The organism is Neoroseomonas eburnea, assembly GCF_018129005.1.
GTDB lineage: Bacteria > Pseudomonadota > Alphaproteobacteria > Acetobacterales > Acetobacteraceae > Neoroseomonas > Neoroseomonas eburnea.
The window spans coordinates 29400-49687 of the sequence record NZ_JAAEDL010000005.1 but is presented as its reverse complement, the minus strand read 5'-3'; the positions used below and the strand labels follow the sequence as shown (position 1 = coordinate 49687).

At 73.9% G+C, this 20288-nt stretch carries 17 protein-coding genes; all 17 read right to left on the bottom strand.

Going from position 1 to position 20288, the window contains the following annotated elements; translation table 11 throughout:
• Window positions 1-3 precede the first annotated feature (3 nt).
• The 17 genes from GXW74_RS06725 to GXW74_RS06645 are packed head-to-tail and all read right to left on the bottom strand — an operon-like array spanning window position 4 to window position 20282.
• Complete coding sequence (locus GXW74_RS06725; RefSeq protein ID WP_211845714.1) at window positions 4-2313, bottom strand: hypothetical protein; 2310 nt, start codon at window positions 2311-2313, stop codon at window positions 4-6.
• Entirely contained in the window at window positions 2310-5837 is a 3528-nt protein-coding gene (locus GXW74_RS06720; RefSeq protein WP_211845713.1) for a hypothetical protein, read from the bottom strand. The genes GXW74_RS06725 and GXW74_RS06720 overlap by 4 nt, the downstream gene beginning before the upstream one ends.
• Window positions 5838-5841: 4 nt before the next feature.
• Window positions 5842-8436, bottom strand: a complete 2595-nt coding sequence (locus GXW74_RS06715; RefSeq protein WP_211845712.1) for a baseplate J/gp47 family protein — start codon at window positions 8434-8436, stop codon at window positions 5842-5844.
• On the bottom strand, window positions 8433-8816 hold the full coding sequence (locus GXW74_RS06710; RefSeq protein WP_211845711.1) for a GPW/gp25 family protein: 384 nt from the start codon (window positions 8814-8816) through the stop codon (window positions 8433-8435). The genes GXW74_RS06715 and GXW74_RS06710 overlap by 4 nt, the downstream gene beginning before the upstream one ends.
• 4 nt (window positions 8817-8820) lie before the next feature.
• Window positions 8821-9090, bottom strand: a complete 270-nt coding sequence (locus GXW74_RS06705; RefSeq protein WP_211845710.1) for a hypothetical protein — start codon at window positions 9088-9090, stop codon at window positions 8821-8823.
• Window positions 9091-9093: 3 nt separating this feature from the next.
• The gene (locus tag GXW74_RS06700) at window positions 9094-9816 is read right to left on the bottom strand and encodes a phage baseplate assembly protein V (RefSeq protein ID WP_211845709.1); all 723 of its coding nucleotides are present in this window, start codon (window positions 9814-9816) and stop codon (window positions 9094-9096) included.
• A 9-nt stretch (window positions 9817-9825) separates the two neighbouring features.
• Window positions 9826-10956: a hypothetical protein gene (locus GXW74_RS06695; protein WP_211845708.1), complete on the bottom strand. Its 1131-nt coding sequence runs from the start codon at window positions 10954-10956 to the stop codon at window positions 9826-9828.
• 4 nt (window positions 10957-10960) lie between these two features.
• Entirely contained in the window at window positions 10961-11242 is a 282-nt protein-coding gene (locus tag GXW74_RS06690) for a hypothetical protein (protein WP_211845707.1), read from the bottom strand.
• A gap of 12 nt (window positions 11243-11254) precedes the next feature.
• Window positions 11255-11896, bottom strand: a complete 642-nt coding sequence (locus GXW74_RS06685; RefSeq protein ID WP_211845706.1) for a hypothetical protein — start codon at window positions 11894-11896, stop codon at window positions 11255-11257.
• On the bottom strand, window positions 11893-13059 hold the full coding sequence (locus GXW74_RS06680; RefSeq protein WP_211845705.1) for an eCIS core domain-containing protein: 1167 nt from the start codon (window positions 13057-13059) through the stop codon (window positions 11893-11895). The genes GXW74_RS06685 and GXW74_RS06680 overlap by 4 nt, the downstream gene beginning before the upstream one ends.
• Window positions 13056-14060 carry an eCIS core domain-containing protein gene (locus GXW74_RS06675; RefSeq protein WP_211845704.1) on the bottom strand — a complete coding sequence of 335 codons (1005 nt, stop codon included), beginning with the start codon at window positions 14058-14060 and terminating at the stop codon, window positions 13056-13058. Before GXW74_RS06675 ends, GXW74_RS06680 begins: the two co-directional genes overlap by 4 nt.
• Window positions 14057-15307, bottom strand: coding sequence for an eCIS core domain-containing protein (locus tag GXW74_RS06670; protein ID WP_211845703.1), 1251 nt, complete (start codon window positions 15305-15307; stop codon window positions 14057-14059). Before GXW74_RS06670 ends, GXW74_RS06675 begins: the two co-directional genes overlap by 4 nt.
• On the bottom strand, window positions 15304-15522 hold the full coding sequence (locus GXW74_RS06665) for a hypothetical protein (RefSeq protein ID WP_211845702.1): 219 nt from the start codon (window positions 15520-15522) through the stop codon (window positions 15304-15306). The genes GXW74_RS06670 and GXW74_RS06665 overlap by 4 nt, the downstream gene beginning before the upstream one ends.
• Window positions 15519-17408 carry an ATP-binding protein gene (locus GXW74_RS06660; RefSeq protein ID WP_211845701.1) on the bottom strand — a complete coding sequence of 630 codons (1890 nt, stop codon included), beginning with the start codon at window positions 17406-17408 and terminating at the stop codon, window positions 15519-15521. Before GXW74_RS06660 ends, GXW74_RS06665 begins: the two co-directional genes overlap by 4 nt.
• Window positions 17405-18679, bottom strand: coding sequence for a DUF4255 domain-containing protein (locus tag GXW74_RS06655; RefSeq protein WP_211845700.1), 1275 nt, complete (start codon window positions 18677-18679; stop codon window positions 17405-17407). The genes GXW74_RS06660 and GXW74_RS06655 overlap by 4 nt, the downstream gene beginning before the upstream one ends.
• 2 nt (window positions 18680-18681) lie before the next feature.
• The gene (locus tag GXW74_RS06650; RefSeq protein WP_211845699.1) at window positions 18682-19473 is read right to left on the bottom strand and encodes a hypothetical protein; all 792 of its coding nucleotides are present in this window, start codon (window positions 19471-19473) and stop codon (window positions 18682-18684) included.
• Window positions 19470-20282 (bottom strand): T4 family baseplate hub assembly chaperone, encoded by an 813-nt coding sequence (locus GXW74_RS06645; RefSeq protein ID WP_211845698.1) that lies wholly within the window; start codon window positions 20280-20282, stop codon window positions 19470-19472. The genes GXW74_RS06650 and GXW74_RS06645 overlap by 4 nt, the downstream gene beginning before the upstream one ends.
• Window positions 20283-20288: the final 6 nt, after the last annotated feature.

Genomic DNA, 20288 nt, shown 5'->3' with positions numbered 1-20288 from the left:
CGATCAGGTCACGAACACGAAGCCGGGCTCGAGGCCCAGCGGCAGGTATTCCTCGAGGCGCCGCCGCAGGTTCATCAGCCTCTGCGGTTCCTTGAGGTGGCAGGTCAGCCCCATGGCGCTGCCATCCTCCGCACCCTCCGCGATGCCTTGCGGGCAGGCGCGGCCGAGTTGCGCATAGGCCGGCTGGCCATATCGGCGCGAGGCGAAGACCGGCTGCATGGCGCGCTCGGCGCGGTGGCGCACGGTGCTGCGCTCGGCGTCGGTGAGCGGGGCGCCCTTGGCCGCCTCCGCCTCCGCGATGGCGTCCGCCACCGCCAGGTCGGGCTGGCAGCGCACGCGGCGCGGCGTGCGGCTGCCGGGATCGGTGTAGGAGAAGCGCACGCAGCCTTCGTCGCGGCGTGTGGCGCGCACCGTGCCCTCGACGATGCAGGTGTCCAGCATCGGCAGGCGCAGCGCGCGCACATCGCCAAGGACGGTGCTCCGCTCGATGGTCGATGGCGGCGCGTCGTCGCCCGCGCCGAGGCCGGCGATCGCATCCCCCGTCACGCCGTCCACCACGCTGTCCAGCACCACGAGCTGGCGCGCATGGCCCGGCAGGCGCAGCGGTCCGAGGATGCTGAACACCGCTTCCACCGACAGCCCGGTATTCGCGACATTGCCGCCGAGCGTGCCGGCGACCGTCAGGCTCTCCGGCGTCGGCGCGACCGGCGGCGTCGCGGGGCCGGTTCCGGCAATGCTGCGGCCCGGCACCAGCGTGCAATGGACGAAGCGCAGCCGGCGCAGCGTGCCGGTCAGCGCAATGCCACCTTCGATCAGCAGGCCGGAGAAGGTCACCATGCTCTCGGGATGATCGCCGGTGATCTCGAGCGGCACGGCGAGGCGCAGATGCGGCCGCACCCGGTCGGCCGCCTCGATCGCCAGCAGGCCGCGGCGGCCCGGCGCCGGATCGGCCGGTTCGATGACCAACGGGTTCGCCGTCTCGTCGTAGCTGCGGCTGTCGTTGATGCGGATGACCGCATCCGGCCGCCCGGCCAGCGCCCAGGCATCGAGTGCGCCGCGCAGCGTCGCATGCGTGTTCGGCCGCCCGCTGCCCTCGACGTCAAAAATCTGTACGTCGCCGGACGGGCGCAGCAGCCACCCGGCCCGGGCATAGGCCCCGCCGCCGAGATCGCCGACGACGCCGCGCACGCAGCCCACGCGCAGCCCCCGCGCCGTCAGCGCGGCGCCGAGCGCGATGCGCCCCGTGCGCACGTCGATGCCGACCAGATCCGTCCCCGGCTGCTGCCAGGGGTCGAGCGCCATGCAGCGGATGCGCGTGGCGGGCACGGCATCCTCCGTGCCGTCCGGCCGGATGATGGTGACGGATATGCTGGTGCCACCCGACGCCGCTGCCGCGCCGGGCGCGAAGGGGCCATAGAAGAGGCTGCTCGACGCGCCCGCCGCACGCGCAGCGGCGAGGTCCTGAAAGATCGCGCCGCGGCGGATCGGGCCGGGCACGTGGATCTCGCCGGCCTGGCCCGCCTCGTCGCCTTCGCGCCGCGCGCGGATGAACAGCGGCGCATCCTGTCCGAGCGGGCTGAAGCGCCAGCGCCAATCGGCCGGGCTCGCCTCGGCGCGCGCGTCGAGCCCGTCCATCGGCTCGCCGCGCAGGCGCCAGAGGAAGAAGCCGACCTTGGGGATGCCGTCGCGCCCGTCATCCCGCCCGAAGGGGCGGACATCGACGCTGCGCGGCGCGGTGTCGAAGGGGCCGCGGATGCGTTCCGCCACCGCGGTGCTGCGCAGGTCCACCCAGCCGCCGGCATCGAGCCGCAGCCGGTTGCGCACCCATTGCGTCCAGCCGAGCAGCGCCCAGAACTCGACCAGCCGCGCCGGCCAGCCGGTGACGTCGCGCGCCAGCTCCTCGAGCATCGGCGCGGTGCCCTTGCGGCGGCGGTAGTAGATGGTCTTCGCCACATCCGGCCGCGCCCGCGCCGCCAGCGCCGGCATCAGGCGGGAGGGTGCGCCGGGCGCGGGGCGCGCGCCGCGCATGTCGCCGAACAGGTCGAACCACAATTCGGGCTCGGGCTGCGCGGAGGGATCGAACAGTGCCGTGGTGCCGACGAGATCGCCGATATAGGGCACGATCCACGCATCGGCGGTCTCGACGAACAGCCCGTCATGCTGGCGGTGGATGTCGTCCTGCAGCGCCTCGGCCTGGGTCTCGATCACCGAGAGCAGGTCGCGCAGCGGATAGCCCTGATCCGCGTCGCGTTCCCGCCAGAAGGCGGGGAGCAGGGTGTAGAGACGCCCGCCCTGGATGGTCGCGTCGCTCATGCGAGGCCTCCGCTGGCGAACAGCAGGATGTCGGTCGTCTCGGCGAAGGCCTGCTCCGCCGGCAGGATGCGCGGCAGCACCGTGCCTGGCGCGGGCTTGGCGAGCGGGTCGCCCACCGCGGAGGCGGAGGCCCGCGCCGGGAAGAGGCGCAGATGCTGCTGCAACGGCCCCGGCGCGAGATCGCGCGCCTGGCGCTGCGCCGCCGTCCAGCCGGGATCGCCGCGCAGGCCGAGCGCATCGAGGTCCACGCCCTTCACGCCGCGCACGCCCTGCAAGGCCGCGATGACATCCGAGCGATGCAGCGGCATCGCGATGCCGAGACTGTCCGGCGCCAGCAGCGCCGCGAGCGCGCCGCGCGCAGCCTCCATCACCGCATCGCGGACGAAGGCATCCTCGATGAAGACGAGGCCGGCGATGCGCACCGGCACGCGGCGCACCGCGCCGATCAGCAACCGCCGCGTGGTGTCGCGCGCCGCATCCAGCACGGCGGCGAGCTTCGCCAGCGTGTCGGCGCTCGGCGCCGCGCCGCCGGGCGCCGCGACGGTGAGGTGCGCGAGGCGCTCGATGCCGCTCCAGATCCAGTCGGCGCGCGCCTGGGCGGCGAGGCCGCTTTCGATCGCCAGCGCCTCCAGGTCGCGCAGGCTGATGGCGCGGCCGAAGGTCAGCACCTTGCGCGGGGCGTTGCGGCGGGCGCTCTCCGCATCCTCGGGATCGGCGCCGCCGCCGGCGGGCAGCGGGTTGGTCGCCTCCCGGAGTCCCGGCGGCCGCGTCAGCGGCACCGAGAGCTGCGCCGCCCGCACCTGGCCGGCGAGGCCGAGGCCGATGCGGTAGCGCACGCGGATATTGCCCGCGCCGGTCGGCAGCCGCGCCCCGTTCAGCCCGTCGCCGAACTGCACGATGGTGGTGCCGTCCTCGGCTTCCTCCAGCACGTAGATGCGTTCGGCGGGGCCGCGGCCGAACAGGGTCTCGACCGGCGTCCAGGCTTCGTCGCCGACCAGCACGGTGATGTCCGGCACGCCACGCAGCGCACCCGCGGCGGCACGCCGCGTCACCGGCGCGCGCTTCAGCGCGAAGCGCTGCAGCGGCGTGGCCGCATCGCCGTCGCCGAGGATCTCCTCGGCCAGCGTCTCGCCATGGCTCGCATGCACGACATTGCCGAGCAGCACCGTCGCCGCGCCGTCGAGCGGCACGGCCAGCGGCGCCGCGACATCGATGGCGAGCACCGCCGGCTCGCCACCCGCATCGGCCGGCATCGCCGCGGCACCCGCCACGGTCGCGACCTGGGTGATCCTGCCATCGGTCAGGATGATGCGCCGCTTGGCGGCGATGCTGTCGAGCTCGGCCAGCGGCACCGTCACGCGGCTGCCGGTGATGGTCTGCGGATAATCGTGCCGGCGCGGATCGAGGAAGGGCTGCGCCACCTGCCACAGCCGCACCGTGCGGCGGTTGGGGATGGCGCCGAGGCCCTCCCCCATCACCCGCCAGGCGCCCCAGCTTCCGGCGTTCTGCTCGCGCATCCGCAGCGTGCCGTCGGCGAAGCGCGCGGCGACGACGATGCGCGTGCCGGCGATGGCGATCGCCGGATCGCTGCCGATCGGGCCGCCGAGATCTTCCCAATCCGTGGCGACGCCGCTCAGGCCCCAGGCGCGGAACAGCAGCTTGTCCTGGTCGCTGCGCGCGGCGATGCCGATGGTGCCGGCGGCGAGCGCCATGGCCGGCCGGCCCGCGACCACTTCCTCGCCCGGCACCTCGACCCAGGGGGAAGAACCGGTCGGCGCCACGAGGCAGAGGCGCAGCCCGTTGTCCGAGGCGGCGCGCGCCAGCACGGCGAAGAAGGTGCCGACCGCGACGACGGCGAGTTCCGCCGCGACCTGCAAGCTGGGCAGCGCGCGCCAGCCGGTCGCCGTCGCGGCGCCGATGAAGTTCGCATAGGCCTCGCCGTCCACGCCGCGCACCGCGACGCAGGCCACCCCGCCCGAGGCGGGCACCGCAGCCGCCGCGACGGGCCCCGAGGCGCGGCCGCCGAGGCTCACCCATTCGGCCCATGCCGGCGCGTTGCCCGATCCCGTGGCACGGCGCAGCCAGATCGCATCGTCCCAGCCGCGCGCGACGATCTCGGTGCGGTCGGCGGCCGGGACGAGCAGCACCGGATCGCCCTTCAGCGCACCGCCGAGCCGCACCCAGGTCAGGACGAAGCCGGGCAGGGAGCGCGTGTACCACAGCGCCGTACCCGCGCCCCGCGCGACGAGCTCGGTACGGCCAAAGCCTTCCGCGACGATCGGGTCGCCGGTCAGCGGCACCGGCGCACCGCCGACCGTCGGGAAGTTGACCGGCTCCACCGGCCCGCCCGCGCCGGGAAAGAAGGAGGCACAGATCCCGGTGGCGAGCCGCGTGACCAGCCGTGTCGAACCGGTCGTCAGGACGGAGAGCGACGGCCGTCCCAGCACCTGCCGCGCGACGGCGATGCGCGTGACCTTGTCGGTCGCCGCGCCGAAGGTCTCGGTGGCTTCCGAGACGGCGGTCACCACCGCCAGCCGCACCGGCAGCGCGCCCTGGCCGAGATCGGCCACGATGGTCGCGCCGGGCTTCAGCCCCTCGATGCGCGCGTCGAGCGGCAGGCCTGCGGCACTGTCGGCCGCCGCGATGCCGAATGCCTCCTGCACCTTCACCCAGCCGGGCGGGCGTGACCATGTGGTGGGGCTGCTCTTCTCGCCTTCGTCGAAGACGATGCGGCTCGCCGGCGCGTTGTGGCCGAACAGCCGCATGGCGCGCTCGACCTTGGCCATCAGCGCCGGCTGCGGCATGGCGCGGACATTGGGCGGGGACCAGGCGGCCTCGCGTTCGCGCGCCGGTGCGGCCAGCTTGGCCAGCGTCTTCTCCTCCGCCGCATCGGCCCAGAAGAACAGCAGCGGATCGCCGGGGCCGAGGCGTTCGGGCGCGCTCAGCAACGCGGCGCGGGAGGCGCCCTCGGCGAGCGGATCATGCGGGATCGGCACGCCGCGCACGGCGACGCGGTTCAGCCGCGCCTCGCCGGCCACCTGTTCGAGCGTCTCGAAGATCTGCGGCAGCTCGTCCTGCCCCGGCACGCTCATCACCTTCAGGCCCGGCTTCAGCGTCAGCGTCGCGCCGGGGTCGAGCGTGAAGGCGAGGTCGGTCTCCGCGGCGAGGCCGGCGAAGGGGCGATAGTCGAGCAGCCGCACCAGGCGCCGCACGGAATCGCGATGCACCGCGGTGCGCAGGTAGCTCTCATTGGCGATGCGCTCGCCGTGGAAGGTCAGCACATCGGCGAGAGCGGCCCACAGCTCGATCAGCGTGATGGCGTGGTCGTCGCCCTCGCGCGACGTCAGCAACGGCAGGGCGCGCGTCAGGTCGCGCAGCGCGGCCGCGCGGAAACCGGCGAAGCGGCCGATGCGCCAGGCGATCTCCGGCAGCGCCGGGCGGTTCCACACGATGCCGGGCGCGAGGGGCGCATCGGCCTCCCCGCAGCCGCAATAGGCCTGGTCCTGGAGGCGGCTGTCGGACATGCGTTCAGCCCTCCCCGTCGATGGTCAGCACCAGCACGCCGTTCTCCGGCCGGCTGGGATCGGCATCGAGGCGCGGGATCTCCCAGGTGCCGAGGATGAGCCGGCCGGTGTCGAGCTCGCCCGCCGGGCCGTCCCAATAGCGATGGAAGCCGCGCACGATGCAGGAGGACACGCCCGGCACCGCCGCCACCACGGCGACGATGCGGCTGAGCCAGAGCGTATCCCCGAACCGCGCCAGCGCCGGGTCGAACAACCCGCCGCGACCGATCAGCGCGGCGCGCACCACCGGCAGCACGGCGCCGCGGAAATGGCCCGGCTCCAGGCAGAGACCGATCTCGAGGCGGATCGGCACATAGGCGCCGGCGCGCACCGCCAGGTCGCGCCCGGCGAGCCGCCAGCGGTTCAGCGCGGCGACGGCGGCGCGCGCGAATGCGGGGGCGAGGTCGAAGCCGCCTCCCCGGCGCGGCACCAGCGATGCCTGCTCCGCCGGATGCAGCCCGACGAAGATCGTGTGCCAGGACCCGGTCCAGCGGATCGCGGCCCGCGCCGCCGCGACGCCGGGCAGCTTGAGCGCCGCCGCCTCCCAATCCGCCTCGGTGACGGCGCGGAACTGCTCGGCATGCATGGCCGAGGGTGCGCGCTGCCGTACGGCGTCGAGCGCCTCCGCATCCTCTCCGCCGTGCGCAGCCAGCGGCTGCCAGATGGCGGCGATCGGCGGGAAGACCGCCGGCGGCGCGGCGGGATCGGCCGGGTCGGCCAGGTCCGGCGCGGCGGGTGTCGCGACATGCACCAGCGCGCCGGCGCCGATATTGCCCGCCGCGCCATTGCCGATGCGGAAGCGCGCGGTGATCGCCGAGCCCTCCGGCAGGCGCCGCCCGAAGGCATCGTCACCGAAGCGAAGCTGCGCGCGGCCCGCCTCGTCGAGTTCCGCGACGAAATGCTCGTCGAAGGGGAAGGAGGCGAGCAGCTCGGGGACCGGCTGCCAGAGACGCGGTTCCTCCGCCGGCGCATCGACGATCAGCACGGCGGCGGGCAGCGCCTCCGAGGCCGGGACGTCCAGCACGTGCCGCGCATCCGCGAGCCGGCCCTGCGCATCGAAGCGCGGCGCCTCGGGCATCGGCTGGAAGGTGAGCGGCGCCTCGGGCAGGGTCAGCGTCGTGGTGCGTCCGCGCGTGACCGGTGCCGGCAGGGTGCCATCCACCGTGCTGCGCAGCACGGTGCGGCCATGGTCCACCGGCACCAGATTGCCGCGCGCCTGGCCGACCCAGGGGAGCGCCGCGCCATCCGCATCGCGGCCGGTGATGGTCAGGGCGAAATCCGGTGCCTGGGCGGCCTCCCATTCCACGCGCAGCAGCGGCAGCGCCGGGTCGGCGACATTGGTCAGGCGCGTCAGGCGCGGCTCTCCGTCCACCAGCGTCATCGCGGCGCCGAAAGCCGGATCGGTCGCGTCGGCGACGCGCGCGATGCGCACCGCCACCCGTCGCGCCGGATCGGCATCCGGAGCGAGACCGGTATCCGGCCCCTTCGCCTCGAACAGCAGGATCCACTCGCCTGCTGCCAGCGGCGGACGCACCGCTGTGGCGCTGTTCGGCGGCCCCTGCGTCGCGAACAGGAAGGCCGCCGTCGCGCCGTGCGGCAGGCAACAGGCGCGGCCGCCGAAATCGTGGATCCACAGTCGGTTCAGCAGGCGGTCGCAGCGGGTGCGCGCGGTCGCCTCGAACACCGTCGCCTCGGCGAGGGCGGCGTCATTGTCGTAGTCGGGTGGCGGATCGGCGGGGATGACGGTGCCGGGCCGCGCCTGCATCCCGCGCAGCGGCGCGGTGATGCGCGTGAGGAAGCGCGTGCCCGCCGGCACCGTGCCGGATCCGCTCGCGTCGAGCTGGACGAAGCCGCAGGCGTTGCGCCCCTCGTGCATGCGGTAGTCGACGAGGCGTGCATGGCGGCGTGCCGAGATGCGGCGGCGCGCCGTCTCGAGCGTCGCCTCGGTACCCACCGCATCCTGCATCCAGGCGAGGCGGTCGCCTTCGGCGGCGAGGAGTTCGACCAGCGCCGCTGCCGGCTCCGCCGGATGCGTCTCCCGCCAGGCAGGATTCCGCATCCGCGCCACGTCGAGCAGCATGCGCCGGAAGCTCTCGAAATCCCGCGCCATGTGGTCGAGCGGCGGCGTCTCGCCTTCCGGCGGCGGGCAGTCACGGACGATACGGCAATCGAGATCGGAGGGACACCCCGCCTTGAAGTTCACCGGCGCGGCGGCGAGCAGGCCATCGAGCCCATGCGCCGCCGGGTCGCGCACGCGCAACCGGTAGATCGAGAAGTCGCCGGCCTCGGTGACGAAGACACGGAGGTCGTTGCCGACCGGCGGCTCCGTCGCCACCACGCCGATCGCCAGGATGCGCGCACCACCCTCGACGACGAGATCGGTCGGCGCCAGCACCGGCGCGGGCTTGAGGAAATGCATCTCCAGCACGTGCCGGCGCCCCGGCAGCGCCAGCGGGTCGAAGCGGTACTCGACGAAGTCGAGCCCATTCAGCGTCGGATGGCCGAGCACCAGGGCGCGGCGGGCGTCTTCCCGGCAGGCGGGGATGGCTGCGTCGCTCATGGCCCGCCTCCCGCCGGCAGGGTGAAGCTTTCCTGCCGCGCCTCGCCGCCGAGGCGCGGCACGTAGGCGACGGTGACGATCAGCGAGCTGTCCTCGACCGCCACGGTCACGCTCTGCACCGCGATCCAGTCCTCCAGCCAGCGGATCAGCGCGCCGTGGATCATCTGCTGCGTCGCCGCGGCGAGCGCCTCCGAGGCCGGCTGGAACAGCAGCTCCTTCACGCCGCAGCCGAATTCGGGACGCATCACGCGCTCGCCGGGCGCGGTGAAGAGGACCTGCTCCACCATCTCGCGGATGTGCCGCTCGCGCCCGACCGTCGCACTTCGCCCGCGAGCGTCGGGAACGAAGGGGAACGCCAGGTAGGCGGCGGTGGCGGGCATGGCGTCAGTCGCTCGTCAATGCGGGGAAGCGGAAGACGTCGGTCGCGCTTTCGTCGACGTCGATCTCGAAGGAGGCGCGCCGCGCCGCCAGGTGGCGCGCCACGCCGCGGCCGATGGCGCAGAAGAAGCGGCGGCGGTCGCGCGTCGCGTCGGAATCGTCGCTCGGCAGGCTCGGCAGCCCGTCGGCGAGGAGCAGCTCGTTCATCGCCTTCTCGATCTCGAAGGCGATGCTGTTGGCCCAGGGGCTGAGGCTTCCGCCGGTGATCTCACCCATCGCTCACTCCAGGAACACCTTGGTGGACAGCATGCTGGCCGGGGGGATCGGGAAGACCGGCTGCGGCGGCGCGGGCGTGACCGGGAGCACGCCGCCGGCCATCTCGCCGGGATGGATGTGGAGCTGCAGCATGCCGACGAGCTGGCCGAGATAGGCGAGCAGCAGGTCCCCCTTCACGTGCGGATGCGGCGCATTGCCCGAGCCGTGCTGCACGATCGGCGCCTCGGACACCACGCGCGCCGCGCCCTTCACCGTGACCGTCGCCGTCGGCACGCTGAGCTCGACCATGTGCAGCTTCAGGCCGTCGCTGATGGTGATGGTCTGCGCCAGGTCGTCCATCTGCACCGTCAGCCCGGTCTCCGTCCGCCAGATGCGCGTCGTCGGCTGGGCAGGGCCGGCGGCCGGCGAGACCGGGATGGTGCCGGCCGGCCACCAGCCGCCGGTCCAGATCGGGCGGGAGGGATCGCCGGCCTCGAATTCCACCCAGACCGAGGCGCCGACCGGCGGGATCGAGAAGAAGCCCGACAGCGGCCCGACATAGGGCGCGCAGGGCACGGCCCAGCCGCTCATCATCTCGCCGAGCACTTCCGGCACCATCACCTGCATGCGGCCCTGCTGCAGCGGGTCCGTGACGTTGGCGACCTGGCCGCGATACTTGCCGTAGAAGCGATCCGACCCGCTGACAGGGCCGGTGTCCAGGCCAAGTTCATCAAGGGTGACGGGCATTGCCTCTCCTCACACCATCCCCAGGGGGTCGACGAAGATCTCGGTGCCGGTCAGCCCCACGGCATTGCGGCTGGCCTGGAAGGATTGCGTCCAGGCGGCGGTCGAGATGCTGTGGCTGACGGCGGAGACGTACCATTTGCCGCTCATCGCGCGCCCGGCACCGCGCACGAGAACGGGAAGCCCCGGGCGCAGCACACGCCCGTACTTGATCGCATCGACGCGCCCGCTCGCTGTCAGGGACCGTGAGGAGCGATCGACGATCGCCTGGTTCTGCCGGAACAGCTCGGCCGGATTGGCCGCGTCGCGCGCGGTGGGGCGCGTGATGGGCGGCGGGATGGTGCGGAACAGCGTCGGTTCCAGCCCTTCCGGCGGCTGCACGGATGCCATGGCGGGTGCCGGCAACGGCACGCCCGTCGAAGGGTCGACGCCGACCGAGATCGTGCTGGTCGCGGCCAACCCGTCGTAGCCGGTGGTGAAGTCGTGCAGGTTGGTCGCGGTGCCGAAATCCACGCTCAGCACGCCCTGCTGCGGCAGGCTGGTCATCGGCGGGTGGAAGTGGCCGATGTCGAGACCGGTGACCGGATCGGGCTGCAGATAGCATTCGTAGGAAAGGGCGCGCGCCATCTCCCGCAGCATCCGCGCATCGGTGGCCCGCTGCATGGTGGTGGTGTCGAGCACCGTGCGCGTCGGTGCCGTGGGGACCGGGAAGGGCCGGATGGCGTAGCGGCCGAAGATGATCGACGCGATCGTCGCCGGATCGAGGTTCGGATGCGGCATCGGCTGCTGGATCAGGTTCATGATCGTCGCCGTCGCATCGAGCGCGACCACTTCGGCCGTCGTGCCTTCCCGCGCGCCGGCGCCGCTCTGCCGCACCTCCCGCACATAGCCGTTGAGCAGTACCTCCGGGATCGGCAGCCCCGCCGCCACGGCGACGGAGACCGGCAGGTTCGGACGGAAGATGTCGGTGATCGGCGGGTCGAGATCGCCGATGAAATTGCGCTTCAGCCGGAAGCGCAGCCGCAGGATGGAGGCGCGGTCCACGCTGCACTCCGCCTCGATCCCCTCCAGCGCGCGCAGCAACGGCGCGGGCAGCGGCGCGAAGCCGAGGCGGACCTGGAAGAAGGCGGGCGTGAAGGGCATGCGCTCAGCGCCCCGGCGCCGGAATGGCGAGCAGGCGGCCAGGCTCGGCCTCGAGCTCGGCGGGGTCGAGCGCGTCGTTTGCATCCGCGATGCGCCACCATTGCCGCGCATCGCCGAACCACGCGAAGGCGACGCGGTCGAGCCGTTCCTCCTGCCGCAGCACATGCTCGGCCGCGCCGCCGGGCGGCGGGATCAGCCGCAGCCGCTTGTGGCGGATGGCGCGCCCGTCCTTCGTGACGTAGGTCGCGTCCGGGACGGCTTCATAGCGGCTGCCGCGGTCGAACATCGCCACCCTCCGTCAGATCGGCAGCCGCACACCGAGAAGCCCGGTGCCGGTTGCGAGGTTGAGCGCGGCCATCACCTCCTTCTGGGTGAAGGACGCCATGTAGACCCAGTAGGCCGGGCTGCTCGGCTCCAGTTCGCGATAGGTGAGGACCTTCAGCGAGACATCCGCCTTGGCGAGGATCGGGTTGAGGTTGGGATCGAAGGCCTGCTCGGTGATCGAGATCGATTCCACGCGCACCGGCAGCACGCGCGCCGGCCCCCAGATCAGCAGCGCGATCGGCACCGGCTCGCCGGCGATGAAGGCACCGCCCGCCAGCGACAGGGCCTGGTTGGCGATCACCAGCGGCAGTGGCGGATAGAGCAGGCCTTCCAGTGCCGCCAGCACCGGATGCAGCCCGACCGAGACCGCGAGCGGATCGGCCTTCTCCAGCTGATCCGCCGCGTCGATCTCCATGGTCAGCGAGATCGATTCCTCAGGCGGGCCGTCCGCGCGCTGCGGTTCCGTGCCACCACCCTGCGAGGTGCGCGGCGAGAGGCTGCGCGTCAGCGTCTCCGGATTGTACTGGAACACCACCACCGAGGGCACGAGATCGGGGAAGGCATAGGCGACGATCGCCCCCTTCAGCGTGCGCGGGGATCCGGGGAAGCCGGTCATGTCTCGTCCAGCGGGTTGTTGATGCGGTTGAACACGCCACCCTCGCCGGCCAGGGCGAAGGGGAAGCGATCGCGACCGGCGCAGGAAGGCAGCGTGCCCGGCATGTTCGGCGACGCTTCCTCGTTCGGATGGGCGGGTGCGCTGCTGCCATCCACCGCATACCAGTCGAGGACGGTGTTGCGCTCCGCCGCCGGCATCGCCCAGAAGTCGATCGGCTCGCAGAGCGAGAGGAAGCTGCGCAGGTTCGCGACGAAGACCGATTGGCGCTGCGCCCAGCCCTGCTCCGATCCGAAATAGGCGCCGAGCGCGTTGCTCGGCGTATCCTCCGGCGCGAAGCGGCTGGTCTCCTCCGCGGTTTCCTCGTGCTCGCGCCCGCGCTCCACGGCGTCCTCGTTGCCTTCGAGCAGGCCCGAATACATGAGCTGATAGAAGTGCCGCATGTCGATCAGCCCGCAGCCGCAGGTGAAGAGGTAGCGGCGGCGATTGGTCCGAGCGGTGCTGCCGGAATCGGCACTGGTCAGCGCCTCCCAGCCGCCCTTGCCGCCATTCGCGGCGACGAACCGCCCCCAGCGCATCATGCCGAGGGCACCGCTGGAATCGGCCCGATCCTCCGCCTGTTCGATCACCTCCTCCAGCGTGGAGATGTCGCTCCGCTCGTCGCGGGTGAAGCGCCGCAACACGCCACCGCGGTCCTGCGCGACATGCGCGAGCTCATGCGCCAGCAGCCGGCGTCCGCCGGGCTCCGATGGCCGGTACTCACCCTGCGCGAAGACCACGTGGTTGCCCAACGCGAAGGCGCGCGCGCCGACGCTGCGCGCGGCGCGATCGGCCACGGCACCATCATGCAGGCGGACCCCATCGAGCGGCCGGCCGAAGGCGCCGCCGAAGAAGCCGGCCTCCGCGGCGCCAAGCGGCCTGCCCGGCGCGGCGAGCGCCGCACCCACCGCCTGGCCCGCGCTCGCCGCGATGGCGCCGCCGCTGGCGCTGCGCGACAGCTTCGCCTCCTCCTCGCAGGCCCGGCACTTGCGGCGCAGGACGCCGGAGAGGGCACGGTCGGCCATCGCATCGGCCTCGCGCTCGGCAGCGTCGTCCGCCGCGCCGATGCGGAACGCCGCGACCTGCGGCGCAGGTGCCGCGGGGCCTTGGATGGCGGCGGTCCTCATGCCGCCGCCCTCCGGCGCCCGAACACGTCGATGTCGCGGCACAGCTCCGCATTCGCGCCGCCACGGTCGAAGCCGAAGCAGGAGAGTTCGCAGGACCGCGGCAATTCCTCGCCCGCCGCGCCACGCACGACGTGGATGATCTCGTGCATCACCGTGCCGGCGAGCGGACCGCAGGCCGCGGCCCCCAGCGCCGCCGTGCCGACCGTGAAGATGTTGGCGGGCATCGAGAATCCGGTCGCCTCGGCACAGGCGCCGACATTCTGCAGGTTCGCCGAATCGGCGCAGCGGAAGTCGAGCCCGTGCCGGCGGATATTCGCCGTCATGGCACGCCGGCGCGTCGGTTCGATGCAGTCGTCGTTGATGATGGTGTCGATCGCGATGCGGATCGCATCCTCCATGATCTGGAAGGAGAAGCCCGCCGTCGTCGCGCAGGATGGCCGGACGAAGGTGGTCACGCCCTGCTCCTCGAAGACATGGGTGCGTGGCCGCGGTGCCGGCTGCCGGCGCAGCGTCGCGCCGCCCTCCTGCGCCACATGCGCGAGCTCATGCGCCAGCAGGCGGCGCCCTTCCGCCTGCTGCGGGCGATACTCGCCGCGCGCGAAGACGATCCGGTTGCCGAGCGCGAAGGCGCGCGCGCCCACGCTGCGCGCAGCGCGGTCCGCGGACGGCCCGTCATGCACGCGCACGCCGTCGAGACCCGCCCCGAGGCGCGTGCCGAAGAAGGCGGCCTCGCCCGCGGGCAGCGGCCGTCCGGCCTCCGACAGCGCGGCGCCGACGGCCGAGGAGGCGTCCCCCGCCACGCCGCCGCCATCGGCGCTGCGCGAGAGCTTCTTCTCCTCTTCCTCGCAGGCCTGGCATTTGCGGCGCAGTACGCCGGACAGGGCGCGATCGGCCATGGCGTCCGCCTCGTGCTCGGCGGCATCGTCGGCGCGGCCGACGCGGAAGGCGGGCGGCGCGGCCGCCGCGGCCGCACGCTGCGGCAGGGCTTCCTGGCATCTCATGGCTTGCGCTCCGGTGCGCCGCCAAGGAACTCCCGCACCCTGCGGGGCAGGATCGGGGCCTTGACGAAGTCGATGGTCAGCATGCCGCCGATGTTCGGGCGCTTGTCCTTCTCCCCCTCCGGCGCCGGCAGCGAGCGCATCGGCGTGATCCAGTCGCCCTCGTCCGTCCGCACCGGGAAGGGCGCGGTCAGGAAGGGGCCCTCGGTCAGCCCGCCCGTCAGCGTGATGCCGGGCACGATGCCGATCTTGGCCTTCAGCGTCTTCGCCACCCATTGGTCGTTCGATGGATCGACCGTCCAGGCGGCATCGAAGGACAGGCTCGCGATCGGCGCCTTGGATCCCTCCGGCCGCAGCGCATCGAGCAGCCGCGTGCCGTCGAACTCGAGCTTGAAGGAATAGGGGCCGGTTCCGCCCTCCGGCGGCTTGAAGCTGAAGCTCGTGACCGGCCAGCCAGGCACCAGCGCCGTGGGCGCGAGGAGGTTGAATCCGGACAGCGTCTGCCGCCCCTTCTCGGTGCTGAGCAGCGTGCCGATGCCGATGCCCCAGCCCGCCGCGCCGAAGCCGATGACGCCGGCTTTGCCGCCGGTGCCGAGCTCCTCCCAGCGGCTCTTCGCCTCCTTCTCGAGCGGCTCGATGACCTTCTTCTTGACCTCCTCCTTCTTCGCCGCCTGCTCGGCGACGATCTTCAGCCCCTCGGTGAGCACGTCGCCGTCCTTCTTCTCCTTCTTCGTCCCGGTCTCCGGCCCGTCCTCGCGCCGCAGGACCATGCCGGACTGCAGGGTGTGGGCGAGCTCATGCGCGAGCAGGCGCCGTCCGCCGGGGTCGCGCGGCCGGTACTCGCCCTGCGCGAAGACCAGATGGTGCCCGAGCGCGAAGGCCCGCGCCCCGACGCTGCGCGCAGCCTGGTCGGCCTCCGGCCCGGCATGCACGCGGACCCGGTCGAAGGCCGCACCCATGCGCGTGCCGAAGAAGCCGCGATCTGCCGCTTCAAGTCCCCTGCCGGGGCCCTGCAGGGCACGCCCGACGGCGCGCGGCGCCTCTGCCGAAACGGCGGCCGCGCCGGATCGCCGCAGCCGCGCATCCTCATGCCCACCGCGGGCGCATCGCCGGCGCAGCACGCCGGACAGCGCGCGATCCGCCATGGCGTCCGCCTCGTGCTCCGCGACATCGTCCGGCGCGCCGATGCGGAAGGCGGGCGGCGCGGCCTGCGGCGGCGCGGCGAGCACGTGGCTGTCGCTCGCCCTCATCGCCGTTCTCCGAAGGCCGCCTGGGCGGCCGCGCCCGCCGCCTGGTCGAGCGTCGCGCCGGCAGGTTGCGCGACGCGCCACGCACCGGGCCGCGCCTGCTCCGGCACGCGCTGCGCCAGCGCGCGACGCACCGCCGCCTCCACCTCGGCGCGCGTCGGCGCGGCGCCGGCGAGCCCGGTAATGCGCAGCGTCCCGATGGTCACGCGCCGGGTCATCGCAAGCCTCCCGCAAGGCGCCCGAGCTTCGCGAATTCGCGCCGCGCGGCCGCGGCCAGATGCTCCATGCCGATCGCGGTCCCGGCGGCTGCGGCCAGCGCCGCGCCGTTCAGCACCACGTTGCGGATCGCCCCGCCCGGCAGGTCGAGCCGCGCCAGCGCGTCGAGGTCGAGATCGGCCCCGCGCGGCGCGCGCTTCGGCAGATGCAGCGCCCAGATGGCGCGCCGCGCCGCCTCGTCCGGATAGGGAAAGTCCACCGCGAAGCGCAGCCGGCGCAGGAAGGCCTGGTCGAGATTGCCGCGCAGATTGGTCGCGAGGATGGAGACGCCGCGATGCTGCTCCATCCGCTGCAGCAGGTAGGCGACCTCGACATTGGCGTAGCGGTCGTGGCTGTCCTTCACCTCGCTGCGCTTGCCGAACAGCGCATCGGCCTCGTCGAAGAACAGCACCGCGCCGCCCGCGGCGGCGGCGTCGAAGACGCGCGCGAGGTTCTTCTCGGTTTCGCCGATCCACTTGGACACCAGCCCGGCGAGGTCGACGCGGAACAGCTCCAGTCCCAAGGCGCCGGCGAGCACCTCGGCCGCCAGCGTCTTGCCGGTGCCGGACGGCCCCGAAAGCAGCACGGCCAGCCCGCGTCCGCGCGCGGAATTCGAGGCGAGCCCCCAGCGGTCCTCGACCTTCTCGCGCGTCTCCGCCGCCGCGACGATCTCGCGCAGGGCTGCGATGGCTTCCTCCGGCAGGACCAGGTCCATCCAGCCGGCCCTCGGCAGGATGCGCTCGCCGAGTTCGGCCAGCACCGGCGCCGCCGCTTCCCGCGCCCGTGACCAGATCGCCGTCGGCCCTGCCGCGGCGGCGCGGGCGATGGCCTCGGGCGGCAGGTCGAACTGCCGGGCGAGCCGCCTGGCATCGACCGCCGGCAGGCCCGGCGCCGCCGCGCGCCACAGCGCCGCGCGCGCGGCGAGGCTCGGCGCCGTGACCGGGAAGACAGGCATGCCGACGGGCAGCGCCGCCGCGTCGCGCGCCAGCACCACCATCGGCGCAGGTGGACGGCGCAACAGCGGGTCCTCGGCGCCGCGCTGCTCCACGACGAAGCCGAGGCAGGACAGAGCCGCTTCCCGCGCCGCCAGCCGGATCGCGGCGTCGGCATCGGCGGGCGCGGCACCGCCCTCGATCCGCAGCGGCGTCAGCCCGGCGGCACGGATCGCCGCCGCGCCGATCGCTGCACCCCCGGCCGACACCGGCCCGACCAGCCCGACCATGCGTGCCCCGCCGGCCAATGCCGCGGCGGCCCTCCCCGCCAGATCCGCAAGCGCGTGCGGCAGTTCGATCGCCGGCATCGGCTTGAGGAACTCCGCCGCCGCATCGAGCCGATCGAGGCCGAGCAGGAAGTCGCGCACCCGCGGCGCCAGGCGCAGCGCCGCGGCGGCGAGCGGCGCCTGCGCCTCGACCTCGAGCAGCCGCAAGCCGACCAGCGGTGCGGTCGGCGCGAAGGCGAGCATGCGCGACGGCGCCCCTGGCCCGCACAACGCGGCCGCCAGCCCCGGCGTTGGGAAGCCGCCGGCGGCCGCCGCGCGGCGCAGCAGCGCGGCGCAGTCCGCATCCAGCTCGGCGGCGAGGCAGAGCCCGAGGACCTCCGCTTCGAAGCCGTCCAGTCCGCAGCGCTCGGCGACGGCGGCGAAGGCGGGCACGCGGCCGGCTTCGGCGAGCACCTGCTCCGCCGCCTCGCGTTCCGCTGCCTGTGCCGCGATGTCGGCGGCGAAGCCCGGCGTCTCCTCCGGTGCGAGATGCGCCGCGAGGCGCAGCCGCCACGCCGCGACGATCGCCGCCACGTGGCGGTCGTTGCCGTGGCGCCAGGCCTGGTTCGCATCGGGCAGCGGCGCGTTCATGGCAGGTTCACCGCATCGGCGCTCTCGGCACCGTTGACGCGCACCCGCACCGGCAGGCCGGCAAGTTCCGCCGGTGTCGCTGCCAGCTCCGCGAGCCTCACCTCCACCGCCGTCGGCGTTGGCGCGGCGGTGGTGTTCGGTGGTGGCGGCACGGCAACAGCGGCTACGCGCTCGCCGACGAAGACCAGCGTCGCCGCGCGCGGCACCAGCAGCCGCTCCCCGGTGATGCGCAGGCGCTGGGCGAGCCCGCCACCGGCAGCGACGATGCTCGCGCCCGTCACCCGCGGCAGCAGCAGCAGCGTCGCGGTGTCCGAGAGATGCTGCGGCTGCGGCGGCACCGGCATGCCGGCGACCGGCTGTCCGCGATCCGGCGCCGCTCCGCCGCCGACGCCCGCCGGCTCGCGCTCGGCGATCACCCGCACGCCCAGCGCCCCGGGCTGCAACGCCGCATCGTCGGGGATCGCCGGGGTGATGATGCGCCCCGTCGGATCGGGCGTCACCTCCACCGGCGGCAGCGTGCCGAACTGCACCAGCGTGCGCGGCGCGCGGAGGTTCTCGCCTTCGATCGTCACCGTGTCGCCGATGCGCACGCGCCGCTCGCCCGTCGCGCCGGTGCGCCAGGCATCGAGGATGAGCGGCGGACGGAAGGGCTGGAGATAGATGCGCCGTTCCTGCACCGGCTGCGGCACCGGCCGCGTGACGCGCGCCGCGATCTCCACCACCGAGACGCCGAGCAGCACGCCGCGCCGCAATGGCGAGGTGTTCAGCGCCGACCAGATCTGCGTCAACTCCGACAGCTCGGCATGGCGCAGCGTGAGCGTCAGCCGCTCCGTCTGCGCCAGCAGCGCGGCATCCATCACCGGCGTGCCCTGCGGCGCGTCCGGCACGGCGGCGCCGCGCACCCGCAGCCCGGTGGTGATCACCGCATTCTCGTGCAGCACCGCGAGCGCATCGGCGAGTGCGGCCTGCGCGTCGATCTCCGCCGCCGGATCCTGTTCGTCCTGCGCGTGGGTGGTGAGCAGATAGGTCAGGTCAAGCCCGAGTGGCGGCCGGAACGGCACACGGCCCTGCGCATCCGGCCGCGGCGGCAGGTTCGCCAGATGCGGGCTCGGCGCAAGATGCAGCAGGTAGAGATTCACCCGCAGCCCGTTGGATCCGCTCGGCGTGACGTCCGGCGGCGCGAGCGAGATGTCCGCCGCGCGCGTCATGCGGTCGCGCAGCAGGGTGCGGAGCGTGCGGGAGGCGCCGGCGATGGCCAGGTGCCCCGACATCGCTACCAGCCCCCGCGGTCGCGCGCGCTGCGCATGGCGGCGTAGCGGGCGAAGCCACGATCCGGCGGCGCCGCCTGTGGCGTCGGTGCAGGTGCGGGACGTGGCGGGCGCGGCGCCGGCGGCGCCATGACCACCTCGATGCGGTCGATATGGATGTCTGGCGCGGTTGCTTCCTGCGCCGCCGAGGGAGCAGCGGAAGGAGGCGGCACGGACGCGGGAGCCGGCACCACCCGCGCAGGAAGCCGCGGAGCGCCGGGCGGCGCCGCGGCGGCCGCGACCTCCGCGGGTCGCCGACCGGCCTGGTCCGGCGGCGGCGATGCTGCGGCAACCGCACCATGTGCGGCCACGACCGGCGGCGCGATGGCCGTCCGCAGCGGAGCGACGCCCGGCCCTGGCACGGCGCCGGGGCTCGCGACCGGCGATGCCTCCGGCGGCGTCACCGCAGCATCAGTCGCCGGCGCCACCGGCACCATTGGCGGACCCGGGATGGGCATCGCCGCCACGGCCGCCGACGGGGCCGCGACGGGACCTTGCCGGCCATCGGCCGGAATCGCGTGCGAAGCGATCGGCAGGGCGGGACGCGGCTGCGACGCGGCCTCGTGCACCGGCAGCCCCGGCGCGCGCGGTACCGCCAGGGGCACCGCCGAGCGGCGCTCGGCAGGAGCAGACTGCGGCGGCATGGGCTGCGCGGCATCCAGCGCGGCGACCGGATCGAAGCTGGGGTGCAGTGCTTCGCCGCGTGCCACCGGCTGCGCGCCGCGCCAGGCCAGCCGGGCAAGGCGCGCCAGGCTCATGGCGCCTCTCCCCCCAGCAGCGCGGCGTAGCGCAGGCGCCGCTGCCGCGGCATGGCGAGGATCGCCTGCTCGCCCCAGCCCGTCGCCCGCGCGATGAGCAGCACTTCCCGCGCCAGCGCCGGACCGCGGCGCGCGATCTCCTCCACCAGGAAGGCGCCGGCGTCGAGGCTGCCCTCCACCACCGCGCCGCAGGCCGGGCATACGCAGGAGAGCAGGGTCTCGGCCATCGGATCGAGGGCGAGGAGATGCGCCGCGGTCGCCTCCTGCGCCGGCCGCGGCAAGGCCGTGATGTCGCCGTCATCCTCAATCGTCACGCAGCGGGAGAGCATCGCGGCGCCCGCCGCTTCCTCGCCGGCCAGATCCGCGACGGCCGCCTGGTCCCGTGCCGTCACCGGGCGAAAGGCCAGCCGCACCCCACCCAGTTCCAGCCGCGGCGCGGCCGGCGTCGCGGGCGCGAGCAGCTCCCGCGGACCGAGCGCGAGGTCGAGCGCTTCGCCGCAGGCCGTGCAGGCCAGCCGCGCGCGCATCGGCCCCGCGAAGGAGGCGGCGCGGATCGCGAGCGCCAGCGTCTCCCGGTCGCCGATCGACAGCGCCTCGGCATCCTCCTCCGCGATCGGGGCGTCGCCGAGGCGTTCGACACATCCGGCGATCAGCCGGGACAGCGCCACACGCACCGGCAGCCCCTGCTCCGCGGCGGCGACGCAGCCCTCCTCCTCCGCGCCGGTCATGCTGCGCAGCCGCGCCCGGCGGCGCGGCGTCGCCTCCGCGGCCAGGCCGTGGAGCAGCAGGATGTCATGTGTCGCGGCCATGGCCGC